Consider the following 16776-nt stretch of genomic DNA (forward strand, 5'->3'; position numbering starts at 1 on the left):
TCCTAGGCTGCGCGTATGCGGGCGTCGGCCCGTTCGATCGCCCCGACGATGCGCCGGGCGAATTCTTCATTTTTCACCGCCGACACGGTGGCGGATTCGTTCATCGGAAAACCCGTCAGGCTGATCTCCCGCAAATCGATTTCCTCAAGAAAGCGGACTTTCTTCGCGGAATCCCAGCGGTCGCGGATCGACCTGAAGCCGATGCTCAGCCCGTCCAGCGCGCCGGCTTTCAGCAGCGTGTAGGCTTCGCGGGCTGCGGCGACGTCGAGAAGGAGCTTGCCCTTCACCCATAGGCCGGTGCCGTCTTCCTTGGCGTCGATCCACGTCCCGATAAGCTGCCGGGGATCATGGTCCCTCAACATTTTGAGCCTGCCGGCCGGGCGCGTGGCCAAGCTCTTGGCGAAGGCGCCGGGCACGACGGCATCGCGGCCTTGATCTACGGCGTAGGTGCTGGCGTAGCCGCTGAAGGTGCCGTCATCGTCGACGGCCTTGATGTCGAGCGAGACATGGGTGCCGGTGTCGGACATCATTCCACCTCCAGCACCAACGGCGAGCCGAACAGCCGGCGGTGCACGCTGTCAGCCAACAGCCTGCCCAGTTCCATCAGCGCCACCGGCAGATCGTCGGGCGTGCCGCTCCAGCGCGTGCCATCGGGATTCAGCACCAACCGCGCGACGGCCTCTTCGATCGTGGCGGGATTCGCCCGGAGAAGTTCCGCCATGACCTGTCCGGGCGCGCCGATGCCGGTGGCCTCGCAAAGCTGGCGCATCGCGGCGAAACTCGCCCAGCACGTCACACCGGGCGCGTTCGGCACGGGCTGCGGCCGCATGGCCTCCGGCATGTTGGCAAAATTCGCCCTGGTCTTACTCGCCATCGTCGGCGGCCTCCGATGCTGAGCCGGCCGGGCCGGGCGAAATTGCGGGATTGGCGTATTCATCGCCGGCCGGGCCATAGCCGGGCATATTTTCCTTGGCGCGGACTTCGTTCGGATTGAGCACGCGCGCCGTGATCAGCGTCGAATATGCCGCCGCCCTCGTCGCCAAATCGGCCTTGGCGAAGCCGTTGAGATCGAATTCGAAGAAATAATTTTCCCGCTCTTCCGGGGTGAGCAGGCACCGAGCCAAGGCGCCTTGCCAACTCTCGAACACGGGCAACATGCTGTATTGCAGGAATTGCAGCGCAAGCTGTTCCGGGTTTTTCCAAGTCGCATGCTCAAGGTGATTGAGCAACGTCAATGGCACACCATAGCAGCGTGCAACATCTTCCTGAGCGGCCGTCATCGACGCTGAATATTCGGCGTCAACGGCACTCATCGTTATTTGCTCGAAACTGCCGCCTTCCTCGATAACGGCGGTGCGGCCGCTGTTCTCGCCGCCGAAAGAGCTTGTCCACGCATCGCTGATACGCTTCGCCGCAAGCTCATTGAGCCGGCCGGGGATTTTCAGAATGCCGCTTGGCTTCGCGCCGTTCCGGAAGAGCTTGGCGGCATGATCGGCGAGCGTGAGCGCTCTTGCGATGGCGTCGGCGCCGTCACCGGTGAGGCTACGGCCGCCCCATGGCCGAATTTCCAAAATATCGCTGAAGGCATATCGGCGCGTGCCGCCGCCCTTCAGCGAAACCGAAAAGGACGGCTCGCCGGTGGCATCGTCGGTGGTGCGGGTGACGGCGCTACGGGGAAGCTGGATAAGTTCACGGGGCGAACCCCTGACCTTGGAAACCAACGCATAGGCGACGCCATGGTTGACGGCCTCGCACATCATGGCGCGCCGCAAATCGGGTGCAGGCGTCCAGCTATTGCTGAAATTGGCGACAAGCTTTTCGGCCGGGTGACTGTCGGCGCGGGCGCGCTCGCCATCCTCGCCGCGCTGGTAGAGATGCACCTTCGTCGTCGCCAGCACCCCGGCCAAGAGCCTGATCGCGCTGCCGGCAGTCGGCTCGCGCGCCGCGCTGGCCTCGCCGATCACGATGCCGCTGGACGTCGGCAGCCCGCCGAACAACGTCAACAGTTCGGGCGAAGCGAGCCCGATGTCTTTCGCCTCGACAGGCTGCGAATTGCCAAAGATTTTTGTCCAGATCGACATGGCTCTATGTCGATAGGAATTTCATCCGGTGATCAATACAAGGTGAGCGCAACGGCGCAGCGCGATCAACTGCGACACACCGAAACGAAAGAGCAAGCTTCGTCTTGGAAGGTGCTAAAAGAGTAGGAAATAAAGAATCACCAGAACCGCCACCAACACAATTGCAACAAGCAAGACGGCAAATAGTCCCCACACAAAATTATTCTTGGCTTCCGCGTCGTCGAAGTCGACACCCTTTTTCCGGGCGTGCCTGTCATTAAATGCAATCCACCTTGCCAAATCCTCGGGCGAACCTGCGGTCTGCTTCCACAACCGGCGAGCTTCTGCCATACGTTCTCGTGCGAGGGTGACGGTTGGCCCATCAAATCCGTCCAGTGCATCGGGGTAGACTTTTTCGAAAGCACGTCGAAGCTCTTCCTGAAACTCAGACTGGTCAAAATCAGCCCGATCAACTCGTGTCGACGCGAGCACAAAAGCGCGCTGCGCTATTACTTCAAGGTCTGCACTCCGTGTGCCCAGTTTTTCTAGCTTTGCGACATCAATCTTTAACGCAGCCGCCGCCGCCAGCTGTATAGTGGCGCGGTCAAATTCTTTTTCTGCATCTAGTACCAGTCCGTTTTCAGCTAGAGCGATATCAACGTTTGAGAGTCCGTCGAGGTAACGTGTCAACACCGCCATTGGCCCACCAGCCTCCGCGATGATTTTCATAGATTTCGAAAGCTGTTCCTCACCAGCCTTATGGCGAGCCAGCGACCGGGATGTCTTAATCAAATTTGAAGACCCTTTGAAACATACCTACAGTATTGTCTTGGCGGTATTTCCGGTCAAGCCTTTAGCGAGACGCATTCTGCTCTCGACAAGCCACGGTCAACACAGCTTGCGATTCGACAGGTGTCCGAAGGACACTTGCGAATTCGTCCATGCCACATCTCCATCAAACGCCTTGTTCAATCTTACGACGAAACCAGCGAAGCACCTCCTCGAGCGAGAAAAAATATTGGCCATTGTATCTGACCCAAGGCGGCACATCGCCCTTCGGTATCTTGCCACAGGCGGCGAGTCGTAGTTTCCGGCGCAACGTGGACTCGCCCCAGCCGATTAAATGCGCAGTGACCTTGAGCGGGAGATAATTATCCAAAAGCGATTTCATTTCTCAGAATTCCCGAATTTCTTTTTTCCGGATTTCTCTCCGATCCTTCCCAAGGGCAGATCGCTGGCATTTTCTGATTTTTCGATTTTTCGATTTTCTCAAAACCCACCATTTCCGCTTCCGGCCAATTTGGCCGCTTGCGGATTTCCGGGGTTTTTGAAGCTTACAACCTCGCCGGGCCAATATCTCGGCGGCGCATCCAGTTCGGCCATGATCCTCGCCGCGATCATAGGGACGATCGAAATGATTTTTCCGCCGGTCACAACTTCATTTATCGGGGTTTTCATCTTTCATCCGTCCTGTTTTTTGCGATACACGATCCGTCGAAAAGCCCGGAATTCCGCAAACGGCCATTTTGGACACTATATATAACTAACACCCTCCCCCCCGCAGGGGGTCATTACGATGTCTCCCCCTTGAGGGGGCCGGGGGGTGATCTTCCCCGTAAGGCAAGCTGTACCAATGCGCGCGGTGGGTTCCGGTCCTGTCGTGTCGGACCAGCAAATTTTCGGAAATCAGAACATCGATAGCGCGGCGGATTCGCTTCTGCCCGAAAGGCAGACATCTGCCCTGCATGCTGTCGGCGATGATCATGAAGAGGTAGCCGGCGAGATGCCCGTGCTGCATTTGCAGGACGCTCAGCAAGGACAATGCGTCCTCGCCGCCGGGAATTTCCAGAAGCCGTTTAGTGGCCTCTCGCGGCATGCGGTAGGTAGAATTATCGCGGGAAAAGAGAATTCCTTCTTCCTTGTAACGCCAGACCGAACGGGCAGTATTTTCGACTTCTGCATCTTCGACGTCGGCCGGTTCGTCACAATGAATGTCGCGGTCCTTTAGGAGATTACCGATAAGATCGTCGACGGTGTCGACGGTCCGGGCGTATTGAAGACCCCGCCGGAAAAGGAAATCGTTGCGCCCGCCATTGGCTATCTTGCCTGAAGACGGCCGGCGGCGGCGTTCCTCGTCATCCACATGACTCGCCATCTCGGCTTCTGTGCGCCAGTCCATAAACACCGGCAGCTTGTCGACCGACTCCAGTCGGCCCACGACGGCGCGATATGCAACACCATCGGCACGGATCGAACCGGCGGCGACGACAAATTCGTTTTCGCCGGTTTTGAAATCGATCGCGACACCGGGCAGGCGGATGTTTTTCGGGCGCGGATCGGTGCCGCGTCGAAAATAATGTTGAACCCCGCGCTTGGTCGCGACTTGATAGGTGCTGACCTGCCCGAAAGCATCGCGGATAAATTTCTCGGATTCCGGCGTGCCGGTGTCGTCGTCGATGACGATTAAACCGGCGAGCCTGATGCCGAACGCGTTCGACCGTTCCTTGATCATCTGCCGAACGACGACGTCGAACGGCAGTGCGCGGTCACGAAATTTGAGTGTCGGCTTTTTCGCCCGCTCGGCATCGCCGGACAACGGGACCAAGCTGAAACCCAAATTGTAACAGCGGCGCATTTCAACCAGCGTTGCGGGATTGATTTGCCACGGTTCCGGTTCGGCTGCCGCTCGGGTGAAGCTCATGAAGCGCCACCCGCCCGGAGCCGGTTCGCCTGCCGGATGACGCTTACGGCCTCGCCCGTGCTCAGCCCGAACCGCCGCCGCAGTTCCCCCATGATCGGCCGCGGCGCATCCTGCCCGGCCTCGACAAGCCAATGCGCGGCGGCATCGAGAAGGCTTGCCTTCACGGCCGGCGAGGAATATTGTCCTTCCGGAAGTCCTTCAGCAAATCGGTGATCAGTGGCCGGCGGCGCACCCTCATGCGCTGCCGGTCTTTTCGTGTTGGGCATGGCGCTTACTCCCGCCCTGCCGGATTGCGCACCCGGCGCTGCCCCTTGCGCTTGCCGGGCACAAAGGGCGGCAAGTTGTGCAAGAATTTTTCGGCATCCGCGGCGAGGACGATCGTCCTGCCGTTCCACTTTTTCGCCGGGAGAGACAGATCGCTTATCGATTGATAAATGCTAGACCGACCAACCCCAGAAACCTGTTCCAGTTCATCGAGCGTATAGCTCAATTTTCTGATTTCAACGGCCGGCTTCGCTTCAGCCAACCCGGTATCTCCATTTTCCACTTCCAAGCACTCCCAAACATTCGTTTCGCTCTGGGAGGCTCAAAACAAAAAGCCCCCCGGTTCAGAACCGAAGGGTTTGGGTGTGCGCAAAATCCTTTCGCTGAGCGCGCGCCCCCAACCATCGGTGTTATGCTCCGAGGTTGGGCGGAATTGCCCGGCGGATACGTGACGACATCACGTCGCTACGGTTGGAAGGCTTATTCAAACCTCACGGCGGTGTCAAGCGCCTACAAACAATATCTACCGCAAGCGAACGACTTTCGCACCGCCTTCGGCAGGCATAAGCGGGACAATCGCGGCGCGTGCAATATCTTCCAGCCCATCTGCAATATATGCGGAATAGTGTTTCTCAATCATTTGTACAGATGTGTCATGCAAGGCCGCAACTAATCTTATGTTCACGTTTTGCCGAAGCATTCGAACTATAGACGAATGCCGCAATGCATAGGGGATTACTTCAAACAAGCCGGCACGTTTGACGATCTCGCGCCATGGCCGCGAGAACTCAGAATTCGATTGCCATGCGCCACGGCTGGCGCGGTGCCATTCGATCGAACCGGGGCGCTGTTCGCTGCGCCAACGCTGTAGCAGGATTTCATCCGGCTTCCGGTCAACCCGGATCGGGACAAGCTCCTGCATGATGTCGCGACCGACCGGGATCGCGACGGAACCGGATGTCTTTCCCCTGCCCTTTTTGGATTTCGGCATCATCAGGCGGGCGGCATTGATTTGAACGTCGGCCACCCTGAGCTTGCTGACCTGAGCGAAGCGGCTGCCGGTGGTGGCCAAGATCAGGATCAGCCGGAAAAGATCGCCACCCCAATCGAATTCGGCGTCGACCTCGCGCGCGGCACCGATCAATCGGCTGATATCGCCATCGGCGAGGATTTGGTTTTCGCGGGCAAGGCTGTGATCTTCGTCGGGATCATCGGTCGACAGGGCGCGCAATCCGAATTTCACGATGCCGGGCAGCGTGGCCGGCAGCCGGCGCCGGTTATTGTCATAGCTTTCGTTTAGACATGCCTTGAAATCGTTGATCGTCCTGCGCTTCGTCGTCGTCTTCAACACGGCCGGCAGCGTGGCGCGCCATGCGAGCAGATCGTCCTCGGTGAGATCAGCAAGGGGAACGGCCACGATCTTCGCCGGTTCGATCGCCGGGGATTTCCCGCGCTTGCCCTGCCCCAGCAAATAGCGGTGCATGCGCTGGCTGGCATCCGATCGCACCGCCCTGCCCTTGCGCTTGGCGTCTCTGGCGTCCCGGATGGCCACATATGTTTCCAATGCATCCCGGACTGTAAGAACCGGGCCAGCGGCCTCGATTTCGGCTTGCCGGCGCGCAAGGGCCACATGCTCACGTGCCGCCCGTTTCGCGGCCTCAAAGTCGAGCGTGCCGACGTCTATGACATCGTCGGCGGGACCAAGCGTGGCAATGATATAGTCGCTTCCGTTGGTCCCGTACCGCACAACCCAGCGGCCGGAACGCTTTCCCTTGACGTACCCGAGATGCACCCCGGCATCTAAACCATGCAGGTATGGTTTCGCCCTTGGTGCCAGCCTACTGCGAGCGGCGCGCGTCGAGATCGGCGTTTCGGTGACTACCCTTGCCATTGCCTTCCCCCTGAAAACCTGTCCACTATTTGTCCACTATACACCCACGTACATAGGTGGACAACGGCAAACACGAAAACGATAACACATTGTAATTTATGGATATCAGCGAACAGCGGCGAACACAAAAAGCAAAAATTTCCAACACTTTCACGGCGGTAACAGGGGTTCGATTCCCCTTGGGCGTACCAACGATTTCAAGTACTTAGCTCTCTCTGCCAACCCGTGTAATATCCGTACAATATCCGGTGGCGGACAATCTCCAATTACGGCGCGAATCGCCGGTCCTCGTCCAGACTGGAAGCTTCGGGGGGACGGCAGTGTCAGTCGGCTTTCCGCCGTCGTCCGCCGACGATTGAATCCAAAACGGTCAGTCGATGTTTTGGGTAGTAGGACTGTGAAGCGTCGCAGATGGGCCTCGCCCAATCCGTCCGAGGTCCGAGCGATCGCGGTCGACGTTAGCAGGGTGGATGAGACAACCACCATCAGCGGCCGTGCGAGGAACCGGCAGGGCGTCAACCGACAGGCTCTTGTTGCCGTCACGGCGATTGTCGCGATTTTTGCAGGAATTCTTCTATCTCGAGCTCGAGGCCAGGGATAAGGGCGCGGAAGTCCGCGACCTCCTGCCTGTCGTTTCCGTTGGGAAGTGCTTCAAACCATGACAGGCTCGTGCGGGCGAGCATATATTCCTCGCAGATCGCACGAAACGTCTCGTCTCTGAGCAGCAGACGGCGGATCAGCACCCCATCCTTGGGGAAGCGCGCGATGATCTGCGCAACCTCCAGGCGCGTCGCATTCGGGCCAGCCATTCTGCGGTTTCCCTCTACAGACCCGACACATTAGCTCACCATCGCCCGCTGCAGATGTTAATCACTGTTTCAATTGGGTTATCGCGGCCGTTTCAATTTCGAAGATATTCTGCTATTATAACCAGGTATATTTAAGAATGGCGGCGCTATCATATCGTCGCCGGTTTGCGTGCGGGGCCGACCATGGCCGAGAGGGAGGTCATTGCGGAGGAACGAAAGCACGGGCCTTCGCCGCAGGAAGTGCGCGAGGCCTTGGCTAGGGTGTTGGCGTCAGCGGATTTCGACTCAACCGAGCGGCTGCGTAATTTCTTGACCTATGTCGTCGAAGAGACGCTGCAGGGTCGGCATTCGCGCATCAAGGGTTACAATATCGCGACTTCGGTATTCGGACGCGACGACAGTTTCGACCCGAGTGTCGACTCCATTGTGCGAATCGTTGCCGGCCGGCTGCGCCGCTCGCTGCAACACTACTACCTGACGAGCGGTCGGGACGAGACCATGCAGATCCGTATACCGAAAGGCTCCTACGTCCCCACCTTCGACGATTTGAGTGAGGACCGGCCGGCAGCGGCAGTTCCGCAGGATGGCGGCCACCAGATCGCGGAAAGCAGACCTTCGATATACGTTGAAGCCTTCACGGAAGAAGGTGATCATTCGGTTTTCCCGCATTTCGCGAGAGGACTGACCCGATCGTTGGTGGTCGGACTTAGCCGCTTCACCGCTTTGCGGGTGTACGGCCCCGAAGCGGAGGCGCATACCGACGCGGCCAGGACAATCAAGGCTGGCTATGTGCTTCGTGGCGGCGCGGCGATTGCTCGTGAGCGGTTCTGGGTGGATACCGTCTTTGCCGAAAACCATACCGGCCGGACGATCTGGGCGGATAGCTTTGAGCGCTCAATGAGCCCCACCGAGATATTCTCACTGCGCAATGAGGTCGCGAACCGTATCGTTCAGACCCTGGCGCAGCCCTATGGGATAATCAGCAGCGACCGCGCGAAGGACAGAGACGGAGTACCTCCCGATCAGTTAAGCAGCTATGGCAGCGTTCTCTATTTTCATCAGTATTGGCGGACGCTTGACCCGAAGCTCTTGCCAGAGGTTCGAAATTGTCTGGAGCGCACGATAAGAAGGGAGCCCGACTACGCCGATGCGTTCGCCTGCCTCTCACTCTTGTACTCCAACATCTACCGCTTTCACGGTGATACCGTTCCGCCGGATTCAGATTTGCTTGATCGCGCCCTTGCATTGGCTGACCGTGCGATCGAGTTGGCTCCAGGCGCAAGCTGGAGCCACTACGCCCGCTCCTTGGCGTATTGGTTTCTCTATGATCTGGAATCCAGCATCGAGGCCCTGGAAGCCGCCCGTGCGCTCAATCCCAATGACACAGCGATCACGGCCGACCTCGGCCAAAGATACGCGATGTTGGGCAGATGGGATAAGGCAGTCCCGCTTCTGGAAGAATCCTATGCACGCAATCCTGCCCAGCCAGGGAGCTACCGAATAGGTCTTTTCCTCTATCACTATGCACACGCTCGCTACGAAGAAGCGCTGACGCAAGCGCGAAGAATGGGTGCTCTCGTAATCTATGGTCCCGTCGCAGTGGCCATGGCAGCCGCTCAGCTTGGGCGAACCGAGGAAGCGACGCGAGCTGTGAAGCACATTTTGGCACACGACCCCAGCTACGGCGATCATGTTGTGGCCGACATGGAAAAGCGGAGCTTGCATCCTGATCTCGCTAGGATGGTCGTCGACGGTTTGCGCAAAGCCGGATTACCCGGCCGAGACATGGCTAAAATGACGCTCTCGAAGACTTTCGGCGACGGCCGTCGCAGCCCTTGAAGCGAAAACCCCAAAGCGGGTCGAGGCTTACTGTAACTTACTCCGCGACGCTCGCCTCCAGGGTCGCCTTCCCTTTATCCTTGACCGGATATTCAACAGGCAAATCCAGCCTGGATTGCGGGCGGTTGTGGCATGGACAATCAAATTCACCCGGTGGCGATCGATCACCTCCCACCCTTCATAACGGCTCCAGGCCAGACCGACATCCTCTTCAACGTCATGGTCGTGGTCCTGATCGTAATGATCCTGCTTCTCGGCGCCTTCTATTTCCGGCTTCACGCGTTGCCCGAGCGCATGGCGCACCGGGCGAACCGGACGCAGATCGAGATCATCGGCGTGCTCGCCCTCATTTCGCTTTTTACCCACAACCATCTGTTCTGGATCGCCGGCCTGCTGCTGGCGATGGTTCAGTTCCCGGACTTCAGGACACCGGCGGTTTCGATCGCGGACTCTCTCAGCCGCATCGCCAGCCGTTACGATCAGCCGCCCTCGCCGGAACAAGCTGCCGTCCCCGCGGCGCCAGAGAATCCGGTTGTTGCGCAACCGCAGCAAACCTCGCAAAGCGTTTCCGACGAAAAGGCGTGAAGCATGGTCGAACTGTTCCTATGCTCGCTGCTGACGATCTTTCCTGATTTTCTGTTTCGGCGGTTCGTGCAGGGCAAAAGGATCGGTCGGGAGATCACGATCTATACGGTCTGGTACGAACTGCGGTACGGGATCACCGCGTGCCTTGTCCTCACCGTCGCGCTGATCACGCTCATCTTCTATTTCCATCCCGCGAGCAACAACGTAATTGCCGCCTTCCGTACTGTGACAATCCTGCCAGAGAAGAACGGGCGCGTGGCCGAGGTCTTCGTCAAGCTCAACGAAGAGGTGAAGGCCGGCGCGCCATTGTTCCGGCTCGACAGCAGTGAGGAGGAAGCCGCTCTGGAGACGGCGCGCCGCCGCTCGGCGGAGATCGACGCCCAACTGCAGGTCGCGAAGATGGAACTCGCAGCCGCGGACGGCAGGATCACACAGGCCGAAGCCGCCTATATGCAGGCGCAGGATGAGCTGAATACCAAAACCGAATTGATGAAGCGCAACGCCGACGTCGTCACCAAGCGCGAGTTGGAGCGGCTTAAGGTTGCCGCCGACGGGCGCGAAGGTGCAGTGAGAGAGGCAATGGCCAGCAAGGAGGTTCTGCAGACCCAGATATCAAGCCTGCTACCGGCCCAGAAGGCAAGCGCCGAGGCGGCCCTGGCGCAAGCCCAGGTGGAGCTGGACAGGACGGTCGTACGCGCCGGCGTAACCGGCGTGGTCCAGCAGTTCGCGCTGCGGGCCGGCGATGTCGTCAATCCGATGATCCGGTCCGCCGGCATTCTGGTGCCTACCACGGATAGGCGGATTGGTTTCATCGGAGGTTTTCTGCAGATCGAGGCACAGGTGATAAAGGTTGGCATGATCGCGGAGGCGACCTGCGCCGCCAAGCCATTTACAATCATTCCGATGGTCGTAACCGAAGTCCAGCACGTGATCGCGTCCGGGCAAGTCCGGCCGACCGATCAACTGGTCGACATAGCGCAGATTGCCCGGCCAGGCACAATTACCGTCTATCTCGAACCTCTTTATCCCGGTTTGGTGGACGACATTCCGCTTGGCAGCAGTTGCATTGCCAATGCCTATACCAACAACCACGACGAGCTCGCATCGCCGGATATCAGCACCGGACGCTGGCTCTATCTGCATCTGATCGACACCGTCGGGCTTGTGCATGCCCTGCTGTTGCGGCTGCAGGCCATTCTGCTCCCGATACAGACGCTCGTTCTGAGCGGTCACTGACCAAGCGGCGTGCCGGAGATGAAACTCAGTCTCCAGTCTTTGCCATTGGCCCAAGGGCTTCGGGGTTATCGGCTGCCTTGGCTTCGCAATGACATCTCGGCCGGGCTGGCGATCGCCGCCGTCGGCTTGCCGAGCGCGATAGCATACCCGGCGATCGCCGGTTTGCCGCCGGAAACAGGGCTCTACGCCAGCATTACGCCGCTGGTTGCCTACGCCTTGTTTGGACCGTCCCGGCAACTCATCGTCGGGCCTGACGCGGCCACGATGACGGTGCTGGCGGCAGCCATGGCGGCTGTGCTGGCAGCCGCCCCGGAGGCCGATCGCGTCGCCATCGCGGCGGCGATGGCGCTGTGCGTGGGCACGCTCTGCCTGCTGGCGCGGGTGCTCCACCTCGGCATCATAGCAAGCTTCCTGTCGAGGCCGATCCTCATCGGCTTCTTCGCCGGCATCTCGCTATCGATCATGATCGGACAGATCAAGAGAGTGACCGGCGTGCCGATCGACGCCGACGGTTTGATCTCTCCCTTGCTGGAGCTCGCCCGGAAAGCAGGCCTGATCCATTGGCCATCCCTGATCCTCGCCTTGGCCATGTTTGCTCTTCTGCAGATGGCAACAGCCCTGCGCCTTCCCATTCCCGGCCCTGTACTTGTCGTCGTGATCTCGGTGGTGCTGTCTCTGTTGTTCGACTTTCGCGGGCACGGCATCGCCGTTGTCGGCGATGTTCCCACCATGCTGCCCAGACTGCACCTGCCTGCGTTCACGAACCTGCCGTTCGACCTCATTCTGTCCGGGTCTGCCGCGATCTTTCTGGTCAGCTTCGGTGCCGGCATCGTCACGGCGCGCAGCTTCGGCGCCCGCGGCGGCTATCATGTCGACGCCGACCGCGAACTGGTCGGCTTCGGCGCCGCCAACATCGCGGCCGGTCTCTATGGCGCCTTTCCCGTCACGGCGTCAGACTCGCGGACCGCGATCAACACGAGTGTCGGCGGGCGATCGCAAATCGCAAGCATCGTCGCAGCCGCCACCCTGCTCGCCACGGTGCTCTTCCTGAGCGACGCGCTGAGGATCCTGCCGGTACCCGCGCTCGGGGCAATTCTGGTCGCGGCCGCAATAAGCCTGATCGATCTAAACGCCCTGCGTCAGATCTGGCGCATCAGTCCCATGGAATTCGTGTTCGCGCTGATCGCGCTGTTCGGGCCGATCGGTCTTGGCGTCCTTTACGGCGTCGTGATCGCAATCGGAGCCACGCTGCTCTACGTGCTGCGCCAGATGATGTTTCCGCGCGAAGCCATGCTCGGCCGGATACCGGGACGCGACGGCTTCTATAAGCTGCATCGCACGCCTTCCGCCCATGCCGTTCCGGGACTCGCCATCACCATCGTCCAGGGCAGCCTGCTCTTCTTCAATTCGGATTATGTCGAGGCGCGGCTGCGCGCCATCGCCGAGACGCTTCCCTCGGATACGCAATGGTTCGTGCTCGATGCCAGTGCGATCGCCCAGGTCGACAGCACTGGCGCGGGCATGCTCGACGATTTCGCCAACGACCTGGCCAAGCGAGGAATCGCCATTGGCCTGGCGGAACTGCACGCCGACGCGCGCGCATTGCTCGAACGTGCCGGTGTCCTAGAGACGATCGGTCCCGCGATGGTCTTCGATGATCTCGAAGACGCTCTTCGCGCCTTCGAGGCCCGCGGCGACAGCAAGCCGAAAACGCAAGAGCCGTCCTGACGCGGCTTCATTCCAAGGGAGGACAACATGAGCAAGAAGAAAAATAAGAAGGCCGACCAGACTTCGGCTGCCGAGATTGTCGAGGCGGACACCTTGCAAGCCGCGGCGGACGAGGCCGCCAATCCTCCCGATGAAGTCAAGGGCGGGAAATACACCAAGGAACTCGCTCGGCTACAGATCGAGCTTGCGCACCTGCAGGCGTGGGTGAAGTCGACCGGCGCGCGCGTGGTGATCATCTTTGAAGGACGAGACGCCGCCGGCAAGGGCGGGCTTATAAGGCGCATAACCGAGCGCCTCAGCCCGCGGGTTTTCCGCATTGTCGCGCTGCCCGCTCCCTCCGATCGCGAGAAATCGCAAATCTACATGCAGCGCTATATCCGCCATCTGCCGGCCGCCGGCGAGGTCGTGATCTTCGACCGCAGCTGGTACAACCGTCCCGGCGTCGAACGGGTGATGGGCTTCTGCACCGACAAGCAGGCACGCCGGTTTCTGGAACAATGCCCCGCTTTCGAAGCTGCGATCGTCGAGTCCGGCATCACGCTGCTGAAGTATTTTCTCACCGTCAGTGAGGAAGAGCAGGAGAAGCGCTTCAGGCGCCGCATAGAAGACCCGCTGCGGCAATGGAAGCTGAGCCCGATGGACCTCGAATCCTATCGACGCTGGTGGGACTATTCGAAGGCCTACGACGAAATGCTCCGCCTCACCAACACGCCTCAAGCGCCGTGGTGGATCGTGCAATCGAACGACAAGAAGAAGGCGCGGATCAACTGCATCACACACCTTTTGAAGTCCCTGCCCTACGAACCGCCAAAATTCGAGGAACCAAAGCTGGGCAAGCGGCAGAAACGACCGGACGACTACGTCGAGGATTCCTCCCCGCACAATTTCGTGCCCGACGTGATGATGTAAGGGATGGAGCCCGCACGAGGAGGGCTCGACCTTTCACTTTGCCTCGGGGGCCCAGCTCAGGAAGAAGCCGACATCGCCCGGAATGCCGCCCGGGAAATTGATGATCATGGCCTTGAGCTTGTAGCCTTGGGGTTTCCCAAACGTCTGATAGCGTTCGAAGAACTCCTTGGCCTTGCCTTGCAGCGTCTGCGGCCAGTCCGGGTCGTTGCTGTTGATGGCACGGCCGCTATCGGTGCAAAGGTTCGACGGGAAGCTGTAGACCATTGCCTCGAGCTTGCCGGCCTCGACGGCGATCATGACCAGGCGTCGCACCGTTGCGATTTCTTCCTCGGTCACGTGCTTGCCGAGGAACTCGTCCGTGAATTTGGTGAGTTCCTTCTGCTTGGCGTCTTGTTCCTTTCGATATTGCGATATTTTCTCCATCTCCTTTTCGAGCAGCTTTTGGCGGAGCTCGGAGGCGGATATGGGCGTCGCTTTCGGGTCGGTCGGTTTGTCTGCGGCCATGTCGGTGGGTCCGGTCAAAGGTTGCCGATTTGAAAGGTTAGCACGACATGTGCGGAATTTTGCGGCTCGCCGCCGAAGTTGGGCCGAAGATACGGTAATATACTCAACGAGCGTGCCCACGGCAGACCTCCGAGCATGTGCTTCGGGCAAGCGCCGACTGACGCCAATGGTCTTCATGGTCGTCGTTAAGTTGAGCAAGCAGTCGATCCATATCCGACCGACAGTCTCATGCCGTTGGGAGTGCTGAGCAAATCGGCACACGTAAAGCCTAGTAAGTAACCCTCCGCGACCTATCAATAGGTCCTGCTCCGGTGAAATGTAGCGCTCGGCGGGCTTGGCACGCCCGAGCTCGATTGTGCCAACTGCCTGGCATTGGAGGAAACTGGCCTCTCAGCGAAAGACAATCGCCGCGCAACCTCTTGTGGCGAGGAGGGAGCGCCGGTCAGCAAGGAGTTCCAGGGCATGAGCTGGCACCCATGAACCAGCGAGGCCCAGGATGCGAGGTTTTGCAATTGCCCGTTTTGATCGGAAGTTGTGTCGCGAAGCATGGAAGTCGATGGCTCGAACCGACGAGGGCCGGTTTGATGAGACCCCGTATTGTCGTGGCGGGCTTGGCTGCTTTCGTTCTCACCGGAGCGGCCGGCGAGCATGCCAGCAGGCAGGATATCGACCAGTGCAAGCTCGAAGCCAGCCGGACGGAGACCGGCGATCCGAACAGCGCCCCGGTCAACCGGGCCGTCGTTTCAGAAAGTGATCCTCGCACTTTCGAAGCTGTTGCCGCGTGCCTGACATCGAAAGGCTACATGAGGGTCCAGGATATCGAGGGCGTTTGCGACGATTTCATCCTGCCCCAATGCTTCGAGCGAAACTAGGCCGGGGTTGCGGCACAGACACAGGGGAGTTGAAACATGACCTTCAACGCCATTCTAAGGGCAGCCGGCGCTGCGGCGTGTATGGGCCTGCTGATATTTGCGGCCGACCCGACGGCCGCGCAGGAACAAAAGACGGCGGCGGCCGCCCCTTCCGCCCCTGTGGCTGAGACGCCCGAACCGCTGAGCGCGGACGAGCTTGAAGTGCTGGTGGCGCGCATTGCGCTCTATCCGGACGAGCTGATCGCAGTGATCACCGCGGCGTCGCTCTACCCGCTGCAGATCATCGAGGCGCAGCGCTATCTCGACGCCTACGCCAAGGACAAGAACCTCAAGCCGAAGGAGAGCTGGGACGGCAGCGTGATCTCGCTGCTCAACTATCCCGAGGTCGTCAAGATGATGAGCGACGATCTGGAGTGGACGCAGCAGCTCGGCGACGCCATTGCCTATCAGCAGAAGGACGTGCTGATCGCCATCCAGCAGTTGCGCGAGGAAGCGGTGGCGAAAGACATCGTCAAGACCGACGACAAGATGAAGGTCGAGACGCAGGGCGACAACATCGTCATCCAGTCGGTCAACACCGAGAAGGTCTATGTGCCGCGCTACGAGCCGCAGATGCTTTATGTGGAGGACTATCCGCCCGAGCCGATCTCCTACTATCCGGAACCCTATCCGAGCTACTGGTATCCGGGCGCGACCTTCTTCGCAGCGGCGGTGACCGGGGGGATCTGGGCGGCGGCGGTCGACTGGGACGACTGGGGGGTTTGGGGCGGCAACTGGGACGGCGGCGACATCGATATCGACTGCAACAAGTGTTTCAACGACATCGACTTCGACGGCAAGCTCAATCTTAAGGACGTCGACTGGAAGAACATCGACCGCTCGAAGATCAACTTCGACCGGGACCAGCTCGCCAAATTCGACCGCACCAACATCAAGAACCGGGTCGAAGCGAACGGCAGAAACAACATCGGCAACCGGGCAGCCAACATCCGGCGTGACAGGCCTACCAACAATCCGGCCCGCGCGGCAAAAGCCCAGGACATCCGCAAGTCGACGCTCGAGGGCCTCAAGAACAAGCCGCAGGGCGACCGGGCACGGGCCGGCTCCGATTTACCGAGACCGGCCGCGCGGCCTGATGGAGCCAGGCGCGATGCTGCTCGGTCCGACGCCAAGCGGCCGGCCAACGTCAATCGCCCTGCCGGCAAGCCGAAGGCCGGCGGCAAGGCCAGCAACCGGCCAAACAAGCCTTCCGGGCTGGGCAATGTCGATCGCGGCAAGGTCTCGAAAGTCCAATCCAATCGCGGCCAGAGATCGATGGGCGGCGGCCAGCGCGGCGGCGGCCGGGCTGTCCAGCAACGCGGAGGAGGCAGGCCGCAGA

General features: G+C 59.8%; 19 protein-coding genes. 7 read left to right on the plus strand and 12 right to left on the minus strand.

Going from position 1 to position 16776, the window contains the following annotated elements:
• Window positions 1-2 precede the first annotated feature (2 nt).
• From ACH196_RS28195 to ACH196_RS28245, 11 genes are all read right to left on the minus strand, one after another.
• Entirely contained in the window at window positions 3-530 is a 528-nt protein-coding gene (locus ACH196_RS28195; RefSeq protein ID WP_396650168.1) for an HK97 family phage prohead protease, read from the minus strand.
• Complete coding sequence (locus ACH196_RS28200) at window positions 527-874, minus strand: hypothetical protein (protein WP_396650169.1); 348 nt, start codon at window positions 872-874, stop codon at window positions 527-529. The genes ACH196_RS28195 and ACH196_RS28200 overlap by 4 nt, the downstream gene beginning before the upstream one ends.
• Complete coding sequence (locus tag ACH196_RS28205) at window positions 864-2081, minus strand: phage portal protein (RefSeq protein WP_396650170.1); 1218 nt, start codon at window positions 2079-2081, stop codon at window positions 864-866. The genes ACH196_RS28200 and ACH196_RS28205 overlap by 11 nt, the downstream gene beginning before the upstream one ends.
• Window positions 2082-2195: 114 nt before the next feature.
• A complete protein-coding gene (locus ACH196_RS28210) occupies window positions 2196-2789 on the minus strand; it encodes a hypothetical protein (RefSeq protein ID WP_396650171.1) in 594 nt (197 codons plus the stop codon).
• Between the two features lie 226 nt (window positions 2790-3015).
• Window positions 3016-3231 carry a hypothetical protein gene (locus ACH196_RS28215; RefSeq protein WP_396650172.1) on the minus strand — a complete coding sequence of 72 codons (216 nt, stop codon included), beginning with the start codon at window positions 3229-3231 and terminating at the stop codon, window positions 3016-3018.
• A 98-nt stretch (window positions 3232-3329) separates the two neighbouring features.
• The gene (locus tag ACH196_RS28220) at window positions 3330-3518 is read right to left on the minus strand and encodes a hypothetical protein (RefSeq protein WP_396650173.1); all 189 of its coding nucleotides are present in this window, start codon (window positions 3516-3518) and stop codon (window positions 3330-3332) included.
• Window positions 3519-3603: 85 nt separating this feature from the next.
• A complete protein-coding gene (locus ACH196_RS28225; protein WP_396650174.1) occupies window positions 3604-4761 on the minus strand; it encodes a bifunctional DNA primase/polymerase in 1158 nt (385 codons plus the stop codon).
• Window positions 4758-5027, minus strand: a complete 270-nt coding sequence (locus ACH196_RS28230) for a hypothetical protein (RefSeq protein ID WP_396650175.1) — start codon at window positions 5025-5027, stop codon at window positions 4758-4760. Before ACH196_RS28230 ends, ACH196_RS28225 begins: the two co-directional genes overlap by 4 nt.
• 5 nt (window positions 5028-5032) lie before the next feature.
• Window positions 5033-5287, minus strand: a complete 255-nt coding sequence (locus ACH196_RS28235; RefSeq protein WP_396650176.1) for a hypothetical protein — start codon at window positions 5285-5287, stop codon at window positions 5033-5035.
• A gap of 261 nt (window positions 5288-5548) precedes the next feature.
• A complete protein-coding gene (locus ACH196_RS28240) occupies window positions 5549-6916 on the minus strand; it encodes a tyrosine-type recombinase/integrase (RefSeq protein WP_396650177.1) in 1368 nt (455 codons plus the stop codon).
• Window positions 6917-7455: 539 nt separating this feature from the next.
• Window positions 7456-7725 carry a hypothetical protein gene (locus ACH196_RS28245; RefSeq protein WP_396650178.1) on the minus strand — a complete coding sequence of 90 codons (270 nt, stop codon included), beginning with the start codon at window positions 7723-7725 and terminating at the stop codon, window positions 7456-7458.
• 183 nt (window positions 7726-7908) lie between these two features.
• Between ACH196_RS28245 and ACH196_RS28250 the strand changes: the two genes are divergently transcribed.
• The 5 genes from ACH196_RS28250 (at window position 7909) to ppk2 (ending at window position 14022) form a co-directional block, all read left to right on the plus strand.
• Window positions 7909-9564, plus strand: a complete 1656-nt coding sequence (locus ACH196_RS28250) for a hypothetical protein (protein ID WP_396650179.1) — start codon at window positions 7909-7911, stop codon at window positions 9562-9564.
• A gap of 132 nt (window positions 9565-9696) precedes the next feature.
• Window positions 9697-10149 carry a hypothetical protein gene (locus tag ACH196_RS28255; RefSeq protein WP_396650180.1) on the plus strand — a complete coding sequence of 151 codons (453 nt, stop codon included), beginning with the start codon at window positions 9697-9699 and terminating at the stop codon, window positions 10147-10149.
• Between the two features lie 3 nt (window positions 10150-10152).
• Window positions 10153-11385 carry an HlyD family secretion protein gene (locus tag ACH196_RS28260; RefSeq protein WP_396650181.1) on the plus strand — a complete coding sequence of 411 codons (1233 nt, stop codon included), beginning with the start codon at window positions 10153-10155 and terminating at the stop codon, window positions 11383-11385.
• A gap of 18 nt (window positions 11386-11403) precedes the next feature.
• Window positions 11404-13113 carry a SulP family inorganic anion transporter gene (locus ACH196_RS28265; RefSeq protein WP_396650182.1) on the plus strand — a complete coding sequence of 570 codons (1710 nt, stop codon included), beginning with the start codon at window positions 11404-11406 and terminating at the stop codon, window positions 13111-13113.
• A gap of 27 nt (window positions 13114-13140) precedes the next feature.
• Window positions 13141-14022: a polyphosphate kinase 2 gene (gene ppk2, locus ACH196_RS28270; RefSeq protein ID WP_396650183.1), complete on the plus strand. Its 882-nt coding sequence runs from the start codon at window positions 13141-13143 to the stop codon at window positions 14020-14022.
• Window positions 14023-14055: 33 nt separating this feature from the next.
• Here the strand turns inward: ppk2 and ACH196_RS28275 are convergent, their stop codons facing one another.
• On the minus strand, window positions 14056-14526 hold the full coding sequence (locus tag ACH196_RS28275; RefSeq protein WP_396650186.1) for a histidine kinase: 471 nt from the start codon (window positions 14524-14526) through the stop codon (window positions 14056-14058).
• Between the two features lie 602 nt (window positions 14527-15128).
• On the opposite strand from ACH196_RS28275, the gene ACH196_RS28280 reads away from it, so the two are divergent.
• Both ACH196_RS28280 and ACH196_RS28285 read left to right on the plus strand, forming a co-directional pair.
• The gene (locus ACH196_RS28280; RefSeq protein WP_396650184.1) at window positions 15129-15398 is read left to right on the plus strand and encodes a hypothetical protein; all 270 of its coding nucleotides are present in this window, start codon (window positions 15129-15131) and stop codon (window positions 15396-15398) included.
• Between the two features lie 36 nt (window positions 15399-15434).
• The coding region (locus ACH196_RS28285; protein WP_396650185.1) for a DUF3300 domain-containing protein at window positions 15435-16776 on the plus strand (1342 nt) is incomplete at its 3' end.

The sequence above is a fragment of the Mesorhizobium sp. IMUNJ 23232 genome (genome assembly GCF_044326205.1).
GTDB lineage: Bacteria > Pseudomonadota > Alphaproteobacteria > Rhizobiales > Rhizobiaceae > Kumtagia.